This is a genomic window from Dolichospermum circinale AWQC310F (assembly GCF_000426925.1).
GTDB classification, from domain to species: domain Bacteria; phylum Cyanobacteriota; class Cyanobacteriia; order Cyanobacteriales; family Nostocaceae; genus Dolichospermum; species Dolichospermum circinale.
Genome location: NZ_KE384716.1, coordinates 46,120 through 66,304, shown reverse-complemented (window position 1 = coordinate 66,304; position 20,185 = coordinate 46,120). Strand labels below are relative to the sequence as shown.

The window sequence follows — 20,185 nt, the reverse complement described above, 5'->3', positions numbered from 1 at the left end:
CCGCGCTCAACAACATCACCATAAAAGTTAAGCGATCAATATGTTTGGTAATTGTGGCAAGAACCTGATAAAAAATTCCCTATTACTGATTTTATCAATGTTGCTGCCAACATTGGGAATAAGTAACTCTGCAATGGCAGCAGCACAAATTCATGCAGCTTATTCAGCATTAGACATTTCTATCCCCATTAATGTTTTAGAAAACTATGCTCAACATGGTTTTGTTAATACAAACTTTGCCCAATATTATCAATATATTCCTACAAATATACTACAAGAATTAAGGAAAATTTTAATTCAACCAGTCAAAATTAGTCCTGCTGTAGTTTCTGAATTTCTCGACACTCAACAGGGGAAATTTATCTTAAAAAGGTTGACAGAATTAATTCAAACTAAATCCGATTCTCCAGCATCAGAATCTCAGAATTTACGCACAGCTTTAATTTCCGCTGCTGCTGAACCAGAAGGATTAAATTTATTAAATTTATTACGTAAATATCCACAAAATAGTATTAGTATTGATGTGGTTTCTGGTTGGAGAATTGCTAGGGAATTAGAGCAAATGATCAGCGCAACTCAAAAAGCGATCGCTACATTAACACAAGCATCAAATTTAGAAGCAGCAACGATTTCTCTAGAGAATTTATCTAAATTACCACAGCAGCCAAATTTCCCAATTCAAAAACAAACATTAAAGTTATTCGACTCATTACGTAATCGGCATTTATCTACTGATATCTATATTCCTAATACCCAAAATTCTGCCCCTATAATTGTCATTTCTCACGGTTTAGGTTTAAACAGTAGTAACTTTCGTTATTTAGGAAAATATCTAGCTAATTATGGTTTTGCTGTTGTTATTCCCAATCATCCAAGTAGTTATCAAGAAAAAGTAAAATCCTTGATAAATAGTAATCAAGTCATCCAAGCTCATGAATTTAAAGATAGACCTTTAGATATAAAATATATTTTAGATCAATTGGCATCAGATTCACAATTTCAGAAGCGGCTTAATTTCCAACAAGTAGGAGTATTTGGCCAATCTTTAGGAGGTTATACTGCATTAGCTTTAGCTGGAGCAAAAATTAACTTTCAACAACTAAAAAAAGACTGTGATTTAGACAAATTAAGAAATACCTGGAATATGTCTTTACTGTTGCAATGTCGGGCTTTAGAATTACCAAATCAATCAGAAAAAGAATATAATTTACAAGATAAAAGAGTCAAAGCTGCTATCGCTGTTAATCCTATTACCAGTTCCATTTTTGGACAAGTCGGTTTAAGCCAAATTCACACCCCAATTATGATTATTGGTAGTAGTGAAGATACTGTCGCCCCTGCTTTATATGAGCAGATTTTACCTTTTTCTTGGCTTACTTATCCCCATAAATATTTAGTCATGCTACTTGGTGCTACTCACTTTTCTACTATTGGTAATAGTAACCCTGAAAGTACACAAATATCATTACCTAAAGATATGGTAGGTGATGCTTCCCAAGCCCGTCGTTATATGAATGCTTTAAGTTTACCTTTTTTTCAAACTTATGTAGCTAAAAACCCAGAATATATTTCCTATCTTAACGCCGCTTATTTTCAGAGTATTTCTAGTCAGTCTCTTGGTGTAAATCTTGTTCAATCTTTCGATCATATTAAATTAGCACCAGTTTTAGATGATCACTGCCATAAAAACCGACCTCGCAAAAAAAAACTTTCTCATATCATAGTCCGCTTTGGATTTTGGATACTGGGTATTGGTATTTCTCTACTTCACTTATTGATATTTTCTTCCTAATTCAAGATTCCCTTTGCGAAGAAGTTGGGAATCTTATGCTTGACAATTTATGTGAAAATACAAAGATATCAAATCTTAAATCTAAAATTGTGCAAGGTTTTCTGAATTTAAACAAACCATTTGACTGGACTTCCCATGACTGTGTAGCTAAAGTGCGAAAACTACTGAAAATGAAACGGGTAGGACACGCAGGAACTTTAGACCCCGCAGCCACCGGAGTATTACCTATAGCCTTGGGTAAAGCCACAAGATTGTTACAATATTTACCAGGCGAAAAAGCCTATCAAGCCACCATTCGTCTAGGTATACAGACTACTACTGATGATTTACAAGGAGAAATTATTACCTCCAAACCTTGTCCCGGCTTGGATTTAGAAAATGTAAAAACCGCACTTTCCCAGTTTATTGGCAAAATAGAGCAAATTCCCCCCAATTATAGTGCCATTCAAGTTGATGGCAAACGCCTGTATGATTTAGCACGAAAAGGGGAAATAGTCAAAGTTCCAGTGCGAACAGTAGAAATTTTTCAAATTCAGCTATTAGACTGGCGAGACAGTGATTTCCCGGAGTTGAATGTAGCTATATCTTGCGGTGCGGGAACTTATATTCGGGCGATCGCTCGTGATTTAGGTAGTATATTAAACACAGGTGGTAGTCTAGCCGCCCTTATGCGTACAGAAAGCAGCGGTTTTCAAATCCCAGACAGTCTCACATTCACAGATTTAGAAAACCAACTGCAAACAGGCAGATTTCAACCTCTAGCCCCAGACACGCCATTAAAACATTTACTATCCGTAAATTTACCAACAGTATCAGCAAAAAAATGGTGTCAAGGTCAAAAAATTGCCCTCAATCTTGATATTCCCGACTTTGTGCGGGTTTACGAAACAGAAGGAAATTTTTTAGGAATCGGAAAATTACAAGATGACTTATTAATTCCCCAAATGGTATTTTCTGATCTGACAATTCCCTCTCTACAATTATAAAATCTTTAGCCAAACTTTATTAAACCATTAAGTTTGTAAACTCTTCCGCAAGATTTCCTGATCAATTTACTTTTCGCCCTGATATTTCCAACCTAAATGGTATTTTATTGGTGATTTGTTTCGCATAGCAGTCTTATTTTCATACTGAAAAGCGAAATATAATTCTCAGGAGTAAGAGTTTGCAGAAAGCCATAATTTTATTTATGATGGTGCGAAGGCAACTGTTGCAGTTTAAGGGTATAACACTCTTCAGTTGTATTTGTTTCGCCAATTTTATTTCAGTTAATCTTGCATTGGCAGCAAATAATATAGTTGCTAAAAAACAGGGTAGTGAATTGATCACTAATAAATTTCCTGATCACAAAGAAGTGACAGTGAAAAAAGCAGAATCTACTTTTGAAAAACAACCACATATAACTGCTCAAACAGATCCTTCTGTACCTAATAATAGCACTCCAATTGATGCTGATAAATTACGGCAGGATTTATTAATTCAACCTGTTTTCAAAGTAGTTCCCAAAAAACGGACTTACCAACCTTCACTTACTTTTGCTACTCCCAGCGCCTTCGGGGCTACTTGGGGTGACGTGTTTTTTGGAGGATCAGGAGCAACCACCGGTAAAGCTAGAAATCAACCAGACGGGAGTTTGAGTATGGGTTTTGGCTTAGGAGATGCCCGGCAAATTGGTTTAGAGCTTGGCTACAATATTGGTAGTATCAAAAATTTTGGGTACAACGGCACATTTGACCTCAAAGCTAACCACATTGTCTATGCTCAAGGTAATACTCAAATAGCTGCTGCGGCCGGCTGGAAGTCCTTTGCCCAGCACGTTAAGAGGGAAACAGTTAGACCTTCCAGTGGCTATGGTGTAGTTACAACTTACTCCCTATTGAAGCCTAATGATCCAGTCAATCAAATGCCTATCTCCTTTTCTTTAGGAGCCGGTGGTGGCGATTTCCGAAAAGACCCTGCTACTACTGGAGTATTTACTGGAGTAGGCCTACAAGTTCACCCCCAAGTAGGTATCGGTATGGGTTGGAGTGGAGTTGGTTTCAACATTGGTGCTTCCTTCGTTCCTATCCCTACCATTCCCATGATCATTAATGCCGTGGGTGCAGACCTGACAGATAATAGTCTAGGCGGTACAGTATTCGTTCTAAGTGTAGGCTATGGTTTCAATTTCTTACCTAAATAAACACTTCAATTCTGAGAAAATTCCCATGTTAAAAATAAGAACCTTGATTCTTGTCCTCAGTCTCACACCCCTTTTGTCACTCAATTGGCAGCTACCAAGCCAAGCCCAAAAATCACCTAGTTTAGGTACAGCAGGTAGTGTAAGTGGTGGTGGCACAACTGGCAGCAGTGTTACTCCTTATTCCAATCCTAATCTTTCTAATCCTTCTATTTTACTTCCACCTCAAGCGCAGGTTTCCCCAGAATCAGTAGCGGCACTCACAAATGCCTTACTTGAGTTGAATACACCAGGATCTGTAAACACTGCTAAAGTGAACATTGCTATTCAAGCCTATAATGACATTATCCAACAAAGCAGTCCAGAAACTCTGCAAGCACTCTCACAAAATAAAGATTTCCTAGACACTGGTGCAATGCTCAAAGGATTAGCGCGTAACCTCTAAGCAGCTAATCGCTAACTTTCAGATACTTCAAACCTCATAGCTATTTAGAAAAATAACGGGGAGACAAAAAGAGCCTCTTCGTTATTTTTTCAATTTGAGAAAGTTCTTTGACACTTATTGATGAGTTGTGTGTATTATTAATTACAGCTAGACAAGAAAATACTAAGTATAGCCAGAAAGAATAAAAATATGATATCGTCATGAAACCATATTTAACCTATCTCCGATACTGTACTTCATAACAACGGGAAGTGCTGCATCTTTATCATGACAGTTACAAAATGTACTCTACTAAAACTTGTTTTAGAAAAATGGGTTTATGAACCCAAATTTTTGATAAAAAAGTTAACTTAAGGGAAAATAGGCAAAGAAAACGGGGAAACAAAAGTGAGTCCTGGATTTGATTACGATTTAGTGATTATCGGCGCTGGTGTAGGTGGACATGGTGCTGCCTTACACGCTATCAGTTGCGGTCAGAAAACGGCGATTATTGAAGCTGGGGATATGGGAGGGACTTGTGTAAACAGGGGTTGTATCCCTTCTAAAGCATTGCTGGCGGCTTCAGGAAAAGTGAGAGAATTACGTAACGCTCATCACCTCAAGTCATTGGGAATACAAATTGGCAGTGTCGAGTTTGAACGAGAAGCGATCGCTAATCATGCTAACAATCTCGTCTCTAAAATTCAAGGAGACCTCACCAACAGTCTCAAACGCTTGGGAGTTGATATTATTCGAGGTTGGGGTAAGGTCGCAGGTACACAAAAAGTCACCATTACCACAGATAAAGGCGAGAAAACCATCACCGCCCAAAATATCATCCTTTCCCCCGGTTCTGTCCCCTTTGTTCCCCCTGGAATTGAAGTAGACGGGAAAACAGTCTTTACCAGCGACCAAGGCGTTAAATTAGAAACTCTTCCCAAATGGGTGGCGATTATTGGTAGTGGTTACATTGGCTTAGAATTTTCTGATGTTTACTCAGCTTTGGGTTGTGAAATTACCTTAATTGAAGCCCTAAATGAGTTAATGCCAGGATTTGACCGGGATATTGCTAAACTGGCAGAACGGGTCTTAATTAACCCCCGCGATATTGAAACTAAAGTCGGTATTTACGCTAAAAAAGTCATACCGGGTTCACCAGTAATCATTGAATTGGCTAACTTTGAAACTAAAGAAGATTTAGAAGTTCTCGAAGTTGATGCTTGTTTAGTCGCTACAGGCCGTGTTCCCGCTACCCAAAATCTTGGTCTGGAATCCGTTGGTGTTGACCTTGACCGCCGTAATTTTATTCCTGTTAATGATAATATGGCCGTATTAGCCAACGGCGAAGTTGTCCCCCACCTCTGGGCTATTGGTGATGCTACCGGGAAAATGATGTTAGCTCATGCGGCATCGGCTCAAGGTATCATTGCTGTAGAAAATATTATGGGTCGTCAAAAAACTGTTGACTATCGCAGTATTCCCGCCGCCGCCTTTACTCACCCAGAAGTTAGTTATGTGGGCTTAACAGAAACAGCCGCCCATGCTTTGGGTTTAAATGAAGGTTTTGAAATCGCCACCACCAAGAGTTATTTTAAAGGTAATTCTAAAGCTTTGGCGGAAAATGATACCGACGGTATGACAAAGGTGATTTACCGCCAAGATACAGGAGAAGTTTTAGGTGTACATATCTTTGGTCCCCACGCCTCAGATCTAATTCACGAAGCCTCAGCCGCTGTTGCTAACCGTCAATCTATCAAGACTCTTGCTTACCAAGTTCACGCTCACCCTACCCTTTCAGAAGTTCTAGATGAAGCTTATAAACGCGCGTTAGTTAGTTAATTCGTAGTCAGTGGTCAGTTGTCACTGGTCAATGGTTAGTTGTCAATGGTTAGTTGTCAATGGTCAGTTGTCAGTTGTCAGTTGTCAGTTGTCAATGGTTAGTTGAATAAATGGCGAAATCTAACTTCGAGAATTTGCAAGTTTACCAATTAGCAGAAAAACTGGCTGATAATATTTGGAACATTGTTCTTCATTGGGAGGAATTTCCTAAAGCAACAATTGGTAAGCAAATAGTACGTTCTGTTGATAGTATTGGCGCAAATATTGCAGAAGGTTGTGGTAGGTATAACTTTCAGGATAATCGCCGTTTCGTCAGAATAGCGCGAGGTTCTTTAAATGAAACTAGACATTGGTTAAGACGGGCTTATAAACGAAATCTGTTAACAAATTAAGAAGTAAATAGGCTCAAACCAATTATTGAAGAACTTTCTCCTAAGTTAAACGCTTATCTTAACTCTATTGGCAATCTTTCAGAAAAAAAATCTGACAACGGACAACGGACAACGGACAACGGACAACGGACAACTGACAACGGACAACAGACCATTAACAACGGACAACAGACCATTAACAACGGACAACTGACAACGGACAACTAACAACGGACAACGGACAACTGACAACGGACAACTGACAACGGACAACTAACAACTGACAACTGACAACTAACAACTGACAACTGACAACTGACAACCAACAACCAACAACCAACAACCAACAACCAACCAATATGCAAATTCGTCGTCGTTCACCTAGCCCAGCCATTAATATTTCTATAATCCAATATAAATCCGCTATAGAGGGTGCAGCACCAAATAATATTTTAGAAGAAATTGTCTGGCATAAAGAAACAGAAGTTGAAAAAATGCGGGAAAAGCTCCCCTTACGGGAATTACAAACACAAGCCCTAGCTGTACCACCCACCCGTGATTTTATCGCTGCATTGCGTTATGGGAAAACTAATCCCGCTTTAATCGCCGAAGTTAAAAAAGCTTCTCCCAGTAAAGGGATATTGAGGACAGATTTTGACCCAGTAGCCATAGCTCGATCTTATCAAGCAGGAGGCGCTAGTTGTCTTTCGGTGCTGACAGATGTTAAATTTTTCCAAGGTAGTTTTGAAAATCTGTCTTTAGTCCGTTCTACAGTGGATTTACCCCTACTGTGTAAGGATTTTATCATCTATCCTTACCAAATGTATTGGGCACGTATTAATGGCGCAGATGCGGTATTATTAATAGCAGCAATTCTCAATGATCAAGATCTACAATACTTTATTAAAATTGCTAATAACTTGAAAATGGCAGCTTTAATAGAAGTGCATAATTTAGAAGAATTAGATCGGGTTTTAGCTTTAGATGGTGTTTCTTTAATCGGAATTAATAATCGCAACTTAGAAGATTTTACCGTTGATTTACAAACAACTTCTGAATTAATGACAGCTAGAGGTGAGCAATTACAAGCAAAAAATATTCTAGTCGTCAGTGAATCAGGATTGCATCATCCAGAGGATTTAAATGTAATTAAAACAGCAGGTGTATCAGCTGTACTGATTGGTGAATCATTAGTGAAACAACCAGATCCTCAAGTAGCAATTACGAATCTGTTTGCTTAATTACAGCCCATGATCTGCAATTATTTATTTTCTGTGTAACAACTAGTTAAGGATTAACTAAACTTTGACTAAAAGAAAATTAAAAAATCTCTAAATTGCAACTTCACAATAAACTACATGGAGCCAATTCCTTTACCCTCTCCTATCCATTACGAACTGATACTTCAACTCTTGGAAAAGCAAACCATGACCTCTTTAGGTCAAAATCAAGACCTTCGCAATCAAGTCAATCAACTGATTATTACCATGCGAAAAGCTGCATCCCAACAAAAACGGTTAGAAGAAATTTTTCAGTCTTCCTCTATGGTGATTGATCACCGTTGGTCTATCAATCATTTTGCAGATCACTCCTGACGGTTTTTAACTACTATCCCTACAAAGGATTCTAGTAAATTTTTTGTGTTTTTATCCCCTTTAAGGGTTAATTTGGATCGTATTGAAATTTTCAACTAGGACATAACACACAGATGGATAATAAATTGATGCTGATGATTCCAGGACCGACTCCAGTTCCAGAAGCAGCTTTACTAGCATTAGCCAAACACCCCATTGGCCATCGTACCGGTGAATTTAGTAGTATGATGGGGGAGGTGACAGAAAACCTGAAATGGCTACATCAAACTACAAGTGATGTACTGATGTTAAACGTCAGCGGTACTGGTGCTGTAGAAGCGGGAATAATTAATTTCCTTTCCCCAGGCGATCGCATTTTAGTTGGTTCTAATGGTAAATTTGGTGAACGTTGGGTAGAAGTCGGTCAAGCTTTTGGTTTAAATGTGGAAACTGTCACCGCAGAATGGGGACAACCTCTAGACCCAGACCAATTTGCAGCTAAACTGCAAGCAGATACTAACAAGGAAATTAAAGCTGTAATTATTACCCACAGTGAAACCTCCACCGGGGTGATTAATGATTTAGAAACTATTAACCGCCACGTTAAAGAACATGGACAGGCCTTAATTATTGTTGATGCTGTCACCAGTTTAGGTGCTTACAACGTCCCTGTAGACGCTTGGGGTTTAGATGTAGTCGCTTCCGGTTCTCAAAAAGGTTACATGATTCCTCCCGGTTTAGGATTTGTTTCCGTCAGTCCCAAAGCCTGGGAAGCTTACAAAACCGCAAAATTACCTAAATATTATTTAGATTTAGGTAAATATCGCAAATCTACCGCTAAAAATACTACCCCCTTTACTCCCCCTGTTAACTTAATAGTAGCCCTACACACCACTCTGGGAATGATGAAAAAGGAAGGATTGGAATCCATCTTTACCCGTCATGAACGCCAAAAAAATGCCACCCGTGCGGCTATAAAAGCCTTAAATTTATCTTTGTTTGCGGCCGACGAATGTGCTAGTCCGGCCATTACCGCTGTCGCCACTCCAGGCATCGAAAGTGATAAAATTCGCTCTTTGATGAAAAAACGGTTTGATATCGCTCTAGCAGGTGGACAAGACCATCTCAGTAATAAAATTTTCCGCATTGGTCACTTGGGTTTTGTCAGCGATCGTGATATCCTTAGCTGTATAGCTTCCCTAGAGGTTGTTCTTCCACAGGTTGGTCACGAAAACTTCACCCCCGGTGCTGGTATAGCAGCAGCAGCACAAGTTTTTGCTCAGTAGTTATTAGGCTGGTAATGGGTAATTGGTAATTGTTCTCTCTTAACTGTCACCTGTTACCTGTCACCTCTTCCCTATACCGTTTCTAGCCAATCATAAATTTGTTCTAACTGTTCTAGAGTAATTAAACCATATTGCCAAAGAGTCATTGTTAAAGAACCAGGATCTTGATCACGGTTACGCAATGCTACGGACAAGGAAGCAGTGGAAATTGCTAAATCTTCCTGGAGAAAATTAATCAGCCGAGAATATCTTGATATTACCATTTGTATCTCACATCCTTAGGGGAAATGTATAATTATAGATTGTTTATCTATTTTGCGGGTATTATGTAACCAGTATTTTATTTGTCACTTTGCTGCAAGTAGATTAACATTGGCAGGTTATATAGAAAATATTGCTTCTCCATAACCATTTTTCAAAGTTTTATATCAAAAGAGAGATTTTTGCTACTTGTATCTAATCTGGTAAGTCTAACCAGGAGAACCTAACACTTGATCTTATTCACACTAATACTAAATGTTAACCTCTTCCCTGTTATTTATGCTAGTTCACCTCATATTTTTTGACAATAAACCAAGTATTGGCGAAAAGTCTGGTATATTGATACCCTATTGTAGAGATTACTTACACAAAATATAAGGAAAGTAAGTCGTTGCTAGTAGCCTGCATGGTGATAGACTAATGGAGGTATAAATTCGGAAAATTAAAAATCTTTTTTCCTTTGCACTTTGGACGAAAACATAACTGATACTGTCATTATGCAACGCCAGAAACGCTATAATCAGGATTTAAATTACTGATAACTTACAGGACTAACGAAATCAATTTTGATATAATCTCCTCTTTTTAAATTTAATTCTGCTGCTCGTCCTGATCTGAGTTCAATTACTTGATTTACAGGTACAGAAGGACCATAAGTAGCACAAGGCTCTTTACTACAAGGAGGAGCAGATTGTTGTATATACTCAACTACACCTTTTCTGATAAAGACCATATCTAAAGCAACTGGGACGTTTTTCATCCAAAATCTTAGCGGTTGTGACGAGGGAAAAATAAACAGCATTCCCCGGTTATCCGCTAAAGTTGGCCTATACATTAAACCCATCATTTGCTGTTCTGGTGTTTCTGCTACTTCCAACTCAATTTTTACATTTTTAGGGAAAGTCGCAATTGCTGAAATTGGTAAATTTTGACCAGCATTTACTAGTATTTGGGCTGGAGACTCTGATATCACAGGAGGAGATTTAGCTGTGGTCGGTGGTGAACAACCTGTTAGTAAAATACTAAGTAATACCGAACATAAACTGAGCCAATAAATCATAATTGCTATAGGGAAGAGGAAATGGGTGATTAGTAATTAATGATTGACAGTTGACAATTTAGTTTATTTACTGGAATTTAGATTTTAACTATTTTACTTAATTTCTGCCAAATTGTCCACAAACTTAGATTTTATTTGTATTTATTTGTAAATGTTCCTCAGTTTATGGATTTTAGGATTCTCTGAGTACGTAACCTACACCGCGTACAGTTTGAATTAGACGTTTTTGACCCTCTTCTTCAATTTTGAGGCGAAGATAACGAACATAGACCTCAATTACATTAGATTCACCCATAAAGTCGTAACCCCAAACATTCTCTAAAATTTGTTCGCGGCTTAATACTTCGCGGGGATGTTCCATTAAGAACTTTAATAGTTCAAATTCCTTCATGGTTAAGTCAATAGCTTTGCTATTGTAAATAGCGCGACGCGTTCCTATATCCAAAACCAAATCTCCAAAGCGCAATTGCTCTGTGGTATCAAGATCCGGTTTGAGATAGAGATGAATCAGCTTGAGAAAATCTTCCGAACGGTAAGGTTTGAGAATATAATCATTAGCGCCAGCGTCTAAACAAGCTATTCGATCATCTATTGTATCTCTGGCCATTAAAATTAAGACAGGAGAACGATTACCCATATTTCTGATATTTTTACATAGAGATAATCCAGATTCTCCAATCAGCATCCGGTCTATAACAATTAAAGCAGGTTGATTACGGTTTTGAACACCACAAGCATCGCCGCAGTATTCTAATCCATTGACCGCATCATGAGCTACAATTGCATCATAACCAGCTTCTTGTAAATCAAAGGCTAACTGATTAGCTAGAGTTTCATCTGGTTCAATCACCAAAACAAAAACAGAGGGATTGTGAATAGCTATCATTTGCTAGAAATTGGTAATTCGGAAGGCTGCGCGAAGGTGGACTAATGAAAAATCAAGACTCCTGAACCCAAGTAGTTGAGTTTCGTCTATGTGTCCGGTATTTTTCATTGTCTCAGAGAGAAGAAAAAAATGTAAAATCTGAGAAAGCGATACCAAAAATCTCATAATTGGTTGGTTTGGTTAACATCTAAACCGTATTGCTACGATTTAGGATGATCCTGCATGGAGAAGTGCGAGTTAGACTAAATTGGCGTTTACTAGCCAATATGACTATGACACTAACTGACAAATGACAACTAACCACTGACTACTCACAATTAAGGCAATTCTACAGAAGAAGGTTTAGCAATATGTGGTAAACCCCAACCCAGTTTTTCCCGGAGAACACGGAAAAACTCAGGTCGCTGTAGACGGATAAATCTGGCACTATAGGGCGATCGCTCTAAATATACCCGATCCTCTGCTAAAATATAACATCCACCATTACCATCTACCACCATCACCAATCGGGGAATGTTCACAGGATAGATATTAATCGCTTCATGATCAGGAAATACCAAAGCTCTAGAAGCTAAGGAATGGGGACAAATGGGTACTAATTGTAAAACGGGGACACCAGGAGTAATTACCGGACCCCCCGCGCTTAATGAATAAGCTGTAGAACCCGTGGGAGTAGAAACAATAATACCATCTGCGGCAATATCCACTGGAGAATGTCGCCCCACCGCGATTTCAAAATGGCACATACAAGTTAGAGGTTCTCGATGTAACACCATTTCATTTAAGCAGAGAGCCTCCCATGTCACCGTATCTCCCCGGAAAACTTTGACGGCGAGCATGACCCTATCTTCAACTTCATATTCATCAGCCATTACTTGTTCTATGGCTTCGGGTAACTGGTTGAGATAAGTTTCTGTCAAAAATCCCATGTGACCCGTATTGACCGTCAGCATGGGGATACCAGAGGGGGCGACTAAGCGAGATGCTGCTAACACCGTACCATCTCCCCCTAACACCACTGCAAATTTCATATCTGAGTCAAAGCCAGGGGGCGTAAGACCTTCGATAGGTGTGTGAAAGACAAGGCTATTCGGTTGAGAATAACCCAATATACCACCGATACTCGCAGTGATGTAAACATCCCAACCAGCAGCGGTGAGCTTGTCTTTTAGTTGGATAGCGACACTACTCGCTATCGGTTTCACGTCGTTATAGATAATGCCTGCTTTCGGCACACTCAAATATCCAAGTTTAAAGGATGCTTTTTCTGTATCTAATGGTTACACATTTTTGACCAATATAACCATTAGTTCCACATTTGTTGAAAAAGTCTTTTTGTTAGCGATAGAAATCAGGAAGAACTCCAAAATCCAATTTATTGACTATTGGCTTTGGAAGATTGTTTAAAAGGAGTCTTTTGGCTTTTGAGCTTTTTAACTTTAGCTTTTTCGTAATCTAACTCTTTTAGCTTCTTCATAATCCGGCTGAAGTATTCTTGTAAGTAAACTTCCAGGGTGGTTGTTTGTTCTTTGTCCAACCCAAAGACAGTATATACTTCCTCCATATTTTCTGCATTTAAAGCCTTACCACTGGCTAAAACCTCTGTAAAAGCCAATCTATCCGCAACATTCCATCCCCACTGAAAAAAGCGGAGGAAATTTTGGACAGTACGTAGTAAAGCCAGGGGCATTCGTGTAACTTTTGCGTCTCTATCAGATAAGTTTTCACAAAGATCAATAATTTCCTCAGCACCCCAAGCGCGAGTTCCCACCACAGGGAAAGACTGCTTTTCTGTTTCTGGCACACTCAAAGCACGAATAGCGAATTTAGCAATATCCTGGGTATCCATGTAAGCTATTTGCGAAGACTTACCTGTTACCCATACAGGTTGTTTTTCCAAAATAGGTATACCATATTGACCAATTAAACCTTGCATAAAACCAGCTAGACGTAAAATTGTATAGTTTAAGCCTGATTCTGCTAAAAACACTTCTGTACAGCGCTTAATTTCCATCAGTGGAACATTGGGGTATTGATCAGCATCTAAAATCGAAAAAAAGATAAACCTTTCCACACCCGCAGCTTTAGCAGCTTGAATTAACGCTACTTTCCCATTCCAGTCTACCTCTTTAATAGTCAGAGAATCCGTGGCACGAGATGTAGCAGCGTCAATAACTGCGGTTACACCTATTAAAGCTTCTGTCAGGGTTTGAGGATTACATAAATTCCCGCGTACCAGTTCAGCGCCCCATTCCTTGAGAAAAGCTGCTTTTTTAGGACTGCGAACTAAACAGCGGACTTTGTATCCTTCATCAATTGCGCGACGGGCTACTTGTCTTCCCAATGTGCCAGTTGCACCGACTATTAATAATGTCATGGGGTTGGTTATATATTTTAATGTTTATGAAAAGAATCTTAACAGAATTAGCTCTGTAAATAAAACTTTACAAATTTTTCAGCAAACTCGATTTAGGATTTACACGGGTGTCACAAAAACCTATCACGTATTATCTGTAGTCAGGGCTTTAGCCCTGATTTCATTTAAATAGTTTCTCTAAGAGAGGACTAAAGTCCTCACTACTAAATATTTAGGCATTAATTCGGAGGCATTTTTCGGGACCGGTGCAAAATGTAAATATACTCAAATTCAAGTTTTTACATACTTACATAAGAATTTTTCCAGTCCTTCGACACTGAGACGAGGAGAGGGACGAGGTATGGCTTGTTCCTTACCCTCATTGGTGACAAAATACAGTATGGGTATTTCATATTGAAACATCGCAAACCAATTTTTATCCGTGGTAATATCCCGAATTTCTAGCTCAAAACTGAGAGTTTTGATTTGGGCTAATTTTTCCTGCAATCCTTCACAAAGGTGACAACCGGGCTTGCTGTAGAGAATTAATCGCATAAAATCATACTTAGAGAACTATTTAACATCCACTCAGATCCCCGAATTTTTTAATAAGTCAGGAATCTCAAGGAGATAACCTGTATTATGACTATTATGGCTAATAACGTCAGAATTAAATTAGGATCTCCAGAACTATGGCTCATCCCTTCTTCGCCAATATACAAGTTCCTCCAGAATATTTTATCGGTCGCACATCTGAAATCACAGCCGCTTTTGACACAATTCATGCTCGCAGTCATTTAGCTATTTGGGGTGGTCCAGGAATGGGGAAAACTTCTTACTTAGACAAAGTTGCTTGTCCCCAAACCTGGAAAGAATATGGACTAGATTCATCTCCCGCTGTAATTGTATTATTCAGTTGTCAGAGTTTATACCCCTTTACTTCTGCTAAGTTTTGGGCAGAAATTTTGACGATTATGGATGATAAATTAGAAAATGAGCCAGAACTACAAGCAGAAATTAGAAACTTAAGAGGGAATAATATTACAAATGATACTCTACGTCAAGCTATAACAAGGTTAGGTAAAAAAAATAAATTCCTGGTTTTGTTGGTAGATGACTTTGACGCGGCCTTAGAAACCAATGAGGGATATACGGAATCTGACAGAGAAACATTTTTAGCTCAATGTCGTAGTTTAGCCGTTCATGGTGCTAACAAAAAACTTACCATGATTGTCACCTCACTTCAGCGCCTCAATGAAATTGGTCCACCACTGCGGCCAAATGCTTCTCCTTGGTATAATCACTATATGTATCAATCTTTGAAAAAATTTGATTACAAGGAAACAGAGCAATTATTATCAGTATTTCCACCAAAATTAAGAGATGGAATTAGAAATATTACTGGTAGTCATCCGACTTTAATACAAATTGCTGGTTTTTTACTAAACATAGCAAAACAGCAAGGAGAAGAAGTTGATATTAATAAATTTAATAGTGATTTTGAAAGGGATTTTGAAAGGGATACTAAACAGATTTTTGAAACAATTTGGAAAAGATGTAATGACCAACAAAAAACCTTGTTAATGCTGATTGTTTTGTTAGATCTAGACGGTCATTTAGAGCAGAAAGACTTTGATTTAAAAGGTATGGGTCGCATTTTGAATCAAAATGAACGCAGTTTAACTGAATTAGAAGAACAGGGGGTAATTGTTTCGGAAATCAGGCCAAAACCAAAGTTACCAAAAGAACAGGAAAAGATATATTTATTCACTTCTTCAATTATGAAAAAGTGGGTAATTCAGGAGATTTGGAATACAAAAGCTAGTGAAATCAGAAACCGCGAGAGAGTATTTCTTAATCTGATGAGTCATGGACAAGTTGAGGAGATGAAAAAAGCAATTACTTGGTTAGGTCAGCATCAAGATACGGTTGTATCCCTCCTTAAATTTGGTCGTGAGATATTATTTGGATAGGACTTATCTAAATCTCAAAAATCTCAGGTGCGTTACGCTGACGCTAACACACCCTACTGCTGTAAAATACAAAGTAGGGGTAATTCATGAATTACCCCTACACAAAAATAAACAAAAATTTTTGGTAAGATATTGCGTAAATTCTACAGAAAATGGATAGGATCAATATCCCATTTTTATTTAAAACCAAGTGTATAACCTGTGAGGAGTACAAATAATATGAATAATCCACAACATCAGATAAATCCTTATATTATAGGTTCTGTTATTCATGAACCAGACAAATTTTTTGGTAGACAAAGTTTATTTGATTTTATTAAAGATAATTTACAACAAAATACTCCACTAATTCTCTTATATGGTCAAAGACGGATTGGTAAATCTTCTGTACTCAAACAAATTCCTCAAAAGATAAGTTATAGTGAGGATCAATTTATTTTTATTGATTTTGATATCCAGGTTTTTGTCGGTGATAATCAGAAACATCCCATCAATCAAATTGTACACTGTCTAGCAAAGAGAATTGGAGAAGAAATAGAAAATAGTCTTACGACTATTCCTATTACTATTCCTACAGCAGAAGATATAGAAGATGATCCTACAATTTTCCATAAGTATTTTTTAACTCAAATATACAATATATTAGGTGAAAAAAAGCTGGTTTTATTGTTAGATGAGTTCGATGTTTTAAGTGAAGCAAATAACGAAGGTAATGTAGAATTTTTCGGATTAATCAATAACTGGTTGTCAAAATGGCCAGAACGATTATTTATTATTCCCGTATTGGGACGACATCTTAAAGAACTACCACATCTACTTTCTTTGGTGGGAAGATCACCCTATAAAGAAATCAGTTTTTTGGACAGAGATAGTGCTGAAATGCTTATTACCAGACCTGCTAAAAGAGTTGTTACCTATCAGCAAAATGCAATAGAAAAAATATTTAGTTTATCAGCAGGTCATCCTTATTTCACTCAATTAATTTGCTATGAGCTTTTCAATTTAGCGCGGGAACGTCAGATATGGACAATCAATGCAGAAGATGTTACAACTATCATAGATAAAGCAATTGAAAGAGGAGAAGCTGGTTTAGCATGGTTTTGGGATGGTTTATATCCTCAAGCACAAGTTGTTTTTTCAACAGCAGCAGAAGCTCAAGATAGAGAAGAGCAAGACGACCGAGGTTTCTATAACCCCAAACTACTACTAGAAGAGTATGGGATATTAACAGATTCCTTAACTCAGGTAGCCAAAGAAATGGTTGACTATGGTTTTTTAAATGAGTCAAAAAGAGTGAAAATTGAGTTAGTCCGGCGTTGGTTATTGCAGAAACATCAGCTAAAAGATGAGATTAGTAATTTAGAAAAAGTTGATAAGCAAGACGTTGACAATCTTTGTTCAGTAGCACAAAATCAACCGCAAATAGCATTACAACTTTATGAAGAAGCATTAGGAATTAATCCTAATAATTTTCAAACTGTAACCTCTCTGGCGAAAGAATATTTACAGGTAGAAAAATTCGACCAAGCTTTTGAACTTTACAGTCGGGCTTACAAATTTTACTCTATTAAATATCAACAGGAAAGGGTCTTACAGCCTGTATTTGATCTAGTTACAGAATATTCCCAAGCAAACAATTTAGATAAAGCTTTAGAACTGTATGCACAAGCCTATAAAATTGCTCCAGAAGAGAGCAAAGACGGTTTTATAGAAACATTAGAAAAATACGGACATGACCTGACCATTAATAAAGACTTTGCTCGCGCCAGAGAACAGTATAAACGAGTTTTACAAATTGATCCCAATAGACAATTATCTCAGGATAAATTGGCAGAAATTGGAGCTTTTGAATCTAAGTTACAAGTTGTAGAAAACCTAAACTCACAACCACAAATCATAGCAAATAAAACTACAGTAAAACCGAAACGATTCACAGGAATCATCAAAAAACCTGTCGCATTTGTTGCCTTAACTACGGTTGTATCTGTTTTCGGTTTTGGTATTTATCAGCAGCTTTCTAGAACCTGTCCACCAGGTGAAAACAGAGAATTAGGTGTTTTAGGTGTTTCTTGTGTGGTAGATAATAGCAAAATTAGCCGAGGTGAAAGAACATTATTTCCTAATAATAATAATCCCTCCCGTGACCAAGGTATTGCAGCTTTCAAAAATGGTAATTATCAAGAAGCGGCTAAGTTATTTCAACAGGCCATAAAAGCAAATCAAAATGATCCAGAACTAGTAATTTACTATAATAATGCCCGCGCTCGTCAACAGGGTTCTCCCTTTATATTGGCTGTCGTTGTACCCATAGGTACTAACGAAAATGACGCTCAAGAAATCTTACGAGGTGTAGCACAAGCCCAAAACCAATTTAACGATAATAAAGGTTTAAATAATAGGTTTCTTGAAATTGTCATTGCTAACGATGATAACACCAAATCAGCGCAACAAGTAGCACAACAATTAGTTAAAGATAATTCCATATTAGGTGTAATTGGACATAATTCAAGTGATGCTACACAAGCAGCATTACCAGAATATGAAAAAGCTGGTTTAGCAATTATTTCTCCCACCGCGACTAGTGTTTTCCTCAAAAAATCTGTTTTCTTTAGGACAGTTAGTTCTGATGCAAGTGCTGGAAAAAAACTAGCCGAATACACTTTCAATAATTTGAAATTAAAAAGAGCAGTCATTTTTGCTAATCCTAACAGCCCTTATAGTAATAGTATCAGAGAAGTATTTACTAATCGCTTTGAAAAATTAGGCGGTGAGGTGGTTCGTAAACCCCTAATTGATTTAACTGATATCAATTTTGATGCGAGGAGAGAAATTTCCGCCACTGTCTATAGTAGAGATAAATTTGCACAAGCTGCTATGTTGTTTCCAGATACACAAAGCACTGATACTGCCATCAAGATTGCTACAGAAATTACCCGTAGAAATGCCAAACTCAAGGATAACCCCCAAGACGGACGAGTAAAAGAGTTAAAAATGTTAGGTGGAGACACTCTTTATAGCGATAATACCTCAAAGAATGTAGAGGGTTTAATTGTTGCTACACCCTGGTTTAGAGAAACTCCACAAGCAAAGGATTTTGCTCAAAAATCTCAAAAAAAATGGGGCGGAGGTATTAGTTGGCGTACTGCAACTAGCTTTGACGCTACCCAAGCATTTATCAAAGCTCTATCTAACAATGCTACAAGAACCAATTTGTTAGAAAAATTACCAAGCATCAACCTTGACACTAATGAAACATCAGGCTATCAACTCAAGTTTACAGAAGAAAGAGAACGCGAAGGGCAATCTATTCTTGTTCAAGTTAAAGATGGTAAATTTGTTCCCATTGAATGAGTTACAATGGGAGATTAGATGTATGATTAGAGCATGATTACTTCCAACCTTCACAGAAACCCATATATTATCGGTCGTCCCATTGACTACCGAGAGTCCCTGTTTGGCCGAGAAAGTATATTTAAGCTTGTTCAAGATTCTCTTGAACAGTCTCAACAATTACTATTGTTATACGGACAAAGACGTATTGGTAAATCATCTATCATCCTTAGTATTCCCCAACAATTGGCGGAAGTGAATGAGTTTGTTTTTGTTACCTTTGATTTATCATGTTACAGTCAGGATCCCTGGAGTAGTATTTTAGCAGCACTAGCTCAAGCAATCGTAGATAATTTAGAGCTAGAAACTAGCATATCACCACCCACAACCACAGAATTAGAATTAGAAATTAATATCTTTGAACGTCAATTCTTACCGCAAGTTTATCAACAATTAGAAAACAAAAATTTAGTTTTACTGTTGGATGAATTTGATGCTTTAATTAGTCAAGATTTAGAATCATTGGCCATAGAAACATTTACAAAAAAGATTTTCCGCCGATTATCTGATATCACTAAAAGAAATAATAAATTATTTATAGTTGTATCCATAGGAGAACATTTAGCAAGTACACTTAATATCCTGAAAATATTTGAAGATGTACCTAAGATAGAAATTGGGTTATTAGATAAAGATAGTACGAAGGAATTAATTACGAAACCAGCCCAAGGTGTACTTGAATATGAAGAAGAAGCTATCAAAGCGATTTTCAATCTATCCGCAGGACATCCATATTGTACACAAATAATATGCTTTGCTATTTTCAGTAGAGCGCGAGAACAGAATAGTTTTAA

At 37.7% G+C, this 20,185-nt stretch carries 20 protein-coding genes; 12 read left to right on the top strand and 8 right to left on the bottom strand.

Annotated elements, in window-relative coordinates; translation table 11 throughout:
• The first annotated feature begins 97 nt into the window (after positions 1 to 97).
• The 6 genes from ACIR310F_RS0119975 to ACIR310F_RS26430 all read left to right on the top strand — a co-directional run bounded on the left by ACIR310F_RS0119975 (position 98) and on the right by ACIR310F_RS26430 (position 6,626).
• Positions 98 to 1,792 carry an alpha/beta hydrolase gene (locus ACIR310F_RS0119975; RefSeq protein WP_081677628.1) on the top strand — a complete coding sequence of 565 codons (1,695 nt, stop codon included), beginning with the start codon at positions 98 to 100 and terminating at the stop codon, positions 1,790 to 1,792.
• 89 nt (positions 1,793 to 1,881) lie between these two features.
• On the top strand, positions 1,882 to 2,778 hold the full coding sequence (gene truB, locus ACIR310F_RS0119970; protein ID WP_028085353.1) for a tRNA pseudouridine(55) synthase TruB: 897 nt from the start codon (positions 1,882 to 1,884) through the stop codon (positions 2,776 to 2,778).
• 179 nt (positions 2,779 to 2,957) lie between these two features.
• Positions 2,958 to 3,974 carry a hypothetical protein gene (locus ACIR310F_RS0119965; protein WP_231387628.1) on the top strand — a complete coding sequence of 339 codons (1,017 nt, stop codon included), beginning with the start codon at positions 2,958 to 2,960 and terminating at the stop codon, positions 3,972 to 3,974.
• Positions 3,949 to 4,416: a hypothetical protein gene (locus ACIR310F_RS0119960; protein ID WP_155963934.1), complete on the top strand. Its 468-nt coding sequence runs from the start codon at positions 3,949 to 3,951 to the stop codon at positions 4,414 to 4,416. Before ACIR310F_RS0119965 ends, ACIR310F_RS0119960 begins: the two co-directional genes overlap by 26 nt.
• Before the next feature lie 387 nt (positions 4,417 to 4,803).
• Positions 4,804 to 6,234 carry a dihydrolipoyl dehydrogenase gene (gene lpdA / locus ACIR310F_RS0119955; RefSeq protein ID WP_028085350.1) on the top strand — a complete coding sequence of 477 codons (1,431 nt, stop codon included), beginning with the start codon at positions 4,804 to 4,806 and terminating at the stop codon, positions 6,232 to 6,234.
• A gap of 110 nt (positions 6,235 to 6,344) precedes the next feature.
• Positions 6,345 to 6,626, top strand: coding sequence for a four helix bundle protein (locus ACIR310F_RS26430; protein ID WP_196803259.1), 282 nt, complete (start codon positions 6,345 to 6,347; stop codon positions 6,624 to 6,626).
• Between the two features lie 78 nt (positions 6,627 to 6,704).
• Here the strand turns inward: ACIR310F_RS26430 and ACIR310F_RS26425 are convergent, their stop codons facing one another.
• Positions 6,705 to 6,878, bottom strand: coding sequence for a hypothetical protein (locus ACIR310F_RS26425; protein ID WP_196803265.1), 174 nt, complete (start codon positions 6,876 to 6,878; stop codon positions 6,705 to 6,707).
• Positions 6,802 to 6,963 (bottom strand): hypothetical protein, encoded by a 162-nt coding sequence (locus ACIR310F_RS24650; protein WP_231387626.1) that lies wholly within the window; start codon positions 6,961 to 6,963, stop codon positions 6,802 to 6,804. The genes ACIR310F_RS26425 and ACIR310F_RS24650 overlap by 77 nt, the downstream gene beginning before the upstream one ends.
• A 1-nt stretch (position 6,964) precedes the next feature.
• Here ACIR310F_RS24650 and trpC point away from each other — a divergent pair, with 1 nt between their 5' ends.
• The 3 genes from trpC (at position 6,965) to ACIR310F_RS0119935 (ending at position 9,465) form a co-directional block, all read left to right on the top strand.
• Positions 6,965 to 7,846 (top strand): indole-3-glycerol phosphate synthase TrpC, encoded by an 882-nt coding sequence (gene trpC, locus ACIR310F_RS0119945; RefSeq protein WP_028085349.1) that lies wholly within the window; start codon positions 6,965 to 6,967, stop codon positions 7,844 to 7,846.
• A 117-nt stretch (positions 7,847 to 7,963) separates the two neighbouring features.
• Positions 7,964 to 8,200, top strand: coding sequence for a DUF5340 domain-containing protein (locus ACIR310F_RS0119940; protein ID WP_028085348.1), 237 nt, complete (start codon positions 7,964 to 7,966; stop codon positions 8,198 to 8,200).
• Positions 8,201 to 8,313: 113 nt separating this feature from the next.
• Positions 8,314 to 9,465, top strand: coding sequence for a pyridoxal-phosphate-dependent aminotransferase family protein (locus tag ACIR310F_RS0119935; RefSeq protein ID WP_028085347.1), 1,152 nt, complete (start codon positions 8,314 to 8,316; stop codon positions 9,463 to 9,465).
• A gap of 71 nt (positions 9,466 to 9,536) precedes the next feature.
• On the opposite strand, the gene ACIR310F_RS0119930 is transcribed toward ACIR310F_RS0119935, so the two are convergent.
• The 6 genes from ACIR310F_RS0119930 to ACIR310F_RS0119905 all read right to left on the bottom strand — a co-directional run bounded on the left by ACIR310F_RS0119930 (position 9,537) and on the right by ACIR310F_RS0119905 (position 14,583).
• The gene (locus tag ACIR310F_RS0119930) at positions 9,537 to 9,728 is read right to left on the bottom strand and encodes a DUF2949 domain-containing protein (protein WP_035368584.1); all 192 of its coding nucleotides are present in this window, start codon (positions 9,726 to 9,728) and stop codon (positions 9,537 to 9,539) included.
• Between the two features lie 530 nt (positions 9,729 to 10,258).
• Positions 10,259 to 10,786, bottom strand: a complete 528-nt coding sequence (locus ACIR310F_RS0119925) for a DUF192 domain-containing protein (RefSeq protein ID WP_028085345.1) — start codon at positions 10,784 to 10,786, stop codon at positions 10,259 to 10,261.
• 172 nt (positions 10,787 to 10,958) lie between these two features.
• Positions 10,959 to 11,672, bottom strand: coding sequence for a response regulator transcription factor NblR (gene nblR / locus ACIR310F_RS0119920; protein ID WP_028085344.1), 714 nt, complete (start codon positions 11,670 to 11,672; stop codon positions 10,959 to 10,961).
• Between the two features lie 317 nt (positions 11,673 to 11,989).
• Positions 11,990 to 12,907, bottom strand: coding sequence for an NAD(+) kinase (locus tag ACIR310F_RS0119915; RefSeq protein ID WP_028085343.1), 918 nt, complete (start codon positions 12,905 to 12,907; stop codon positions 11,990 to 11,992).
• A gap of 140 nt (positions 12,908 to 13,047) precedes the next feature.
• Positions 13,048 to 14,049: an SDR family oxidoreductase gene (locus ACIR310F_RS0119910; protein ID WP_028085342.1), complete on the bottom strand. Its 1,002-nt coding sequence runs from the start codon at positions 14,047 to 14,049 to the stop codon at positions 13,048 to 13,050.
• Positions 14,050 to 14,319: 270 nt separating this feature from the next.
• Positions 14,320 to 14,583, bottom strand: coding sequence for a glutaredoxin family protein (locus ACIR310F_RS0119905; protein WP_028085341.1), 264 nt, complete (start codon positions 14,581 to 14,583; stop codon positions 14,320 to 14,322).
• Positions 14,584 to 14,720: 137 nt separating this feature from the next.
• Between ACIR310F_RS0119905 and ACIR310F_RS0119900 the strand changes: the two genes are divergently transcribed.
• From ACIR310F_RS0119900 to ACIR310F_RS26420, 3 genes are all read left to right on the top strand, one after another.
• Positions 14,721 to 16,001, top strand: coding sequence for an ATP-binding protein (locus ACIR310F_RS0119900; RefSeq protein ID WP_028085340.1), 1,281 nt, complete (start codon positions 14,721 to 14,723; stop codon positions 15,999 to 16,001).
• A gap of 219 nt (positions 16,002 to 16,220) precedes the next feature.
• A complete protein-coding gene (locus tag ACIR310F_RS23885) occupies positions 16,221 to 19,352 on the top strand; it encodes an ABC transporter substrate-binding protein (protein WP_051289773.1) in 3,132 nt (1,043 codons plus the stop codon).
• Between the two features lie 33 nt (positions 19,353 to 19,385).
• On the top strand, positions 19,386 to 20,185 hold an 800-nt coding region (locus ACIR310F_RS26420), incomplete at its 3' end, for an AAA family ATPase (RefSeq protein WP_196803258.1).

Excerpts from the sequence above, each read along its gene's own strand:
- ACIR310F_RS0119975 (WP_081677628.1), top strand. The coding sequence starts at position 98 with ATGTTGCTGCCAACATTGGGAATAAGTAACTCTGCAATGGCAGCAGCA.
- ACIR310F_RS0119960 (WP_155963934.1), top strand. The coding sequence starts at position 3,949 with ATGGTTTCAATTTCTTACCTAAATAAACACTTCAATTCTGAGAAAATT.
- ACIR310F_RS26430 (WP_196803259.1), top strand. The coding sequence starts at position 6,345 with ATGGCGAAATCTAACTTCGAGAATTTGCAAGTTTACCAATTAGCAGAA.
- trpC (WP_028085349.1), top strand. The coding sequence starts at position 6,965 with ATGCAAATTCGTCGTCGTTCACCTAGCCCAGCCATTAATATTTCTATA.
- ACIR310F_RS0119940 (WP_028085348.1), top strand. The coding sequence starts at position 7,964 with ATGGAGCCAATTCCTTTACCCTCTCCTATCCATTACGAACTGATACTT.
- ACIR310F_RS0119935 (WP_028085347.1), top strand. The coding sequence starts at position 8,314 with ATGGATAATAAATTGATGCTGATGATTCCAGGACCGACTCCAGTTCCA.
- ACIR310F_RS0119930 (WP_035368584.1), bottom strand. The coding sequence starts at position 9,728 with ATGGTAATATCAAGATATTCTCGGCTGATTAATTTTCTCCAGGAAGAT.
- ACIR310F_RS0119925 (WP_028085345.1), bottom strand. The coding sequence starts at position 10,786 with ATGATTTATTGGCTCAGTTTATGTTCGGTATTACTTAGTATTTTACTA.
- nblR (WP_028085344.1), bottom strand. The coding sequence starts at position 11,672 with ATGATAGCTATTCACAATCCCTCTGTTTTTGTTTTGGTGATTGAACCA.
- ACIR310F_RS0119910 (WP_028085342.1), bottom strand. The coding sequence starts at position 14,049 with ATGACATTATTAATAGTCGGTGCAACTGGCACATTGGGAAGACAAGTA.
- ACIR310F_RS0119905 (WP_028085341.1), bottom strand. The coding sequence starts at position 14,583 with ATGCGATTAATTCTCTACAGCAAGCCCGGTTGTCACCTTTGTGAAGGA.
- ACIR310F_RS0119900 (WP_028085340.1), top strand. The coding sequence starts at position 14,721 with ATGGCTCATCCCTTCTTCGCCAATATACAAGTTCCTCCAGAATATTTT.
- ACIR310F_RS23885 (WP_051289773.1), top strand. The coding sequence starts at position 16,221 with ATGAATAATCCACAACATCAGATAAATCCTTATATTATAGGTTCTGTT.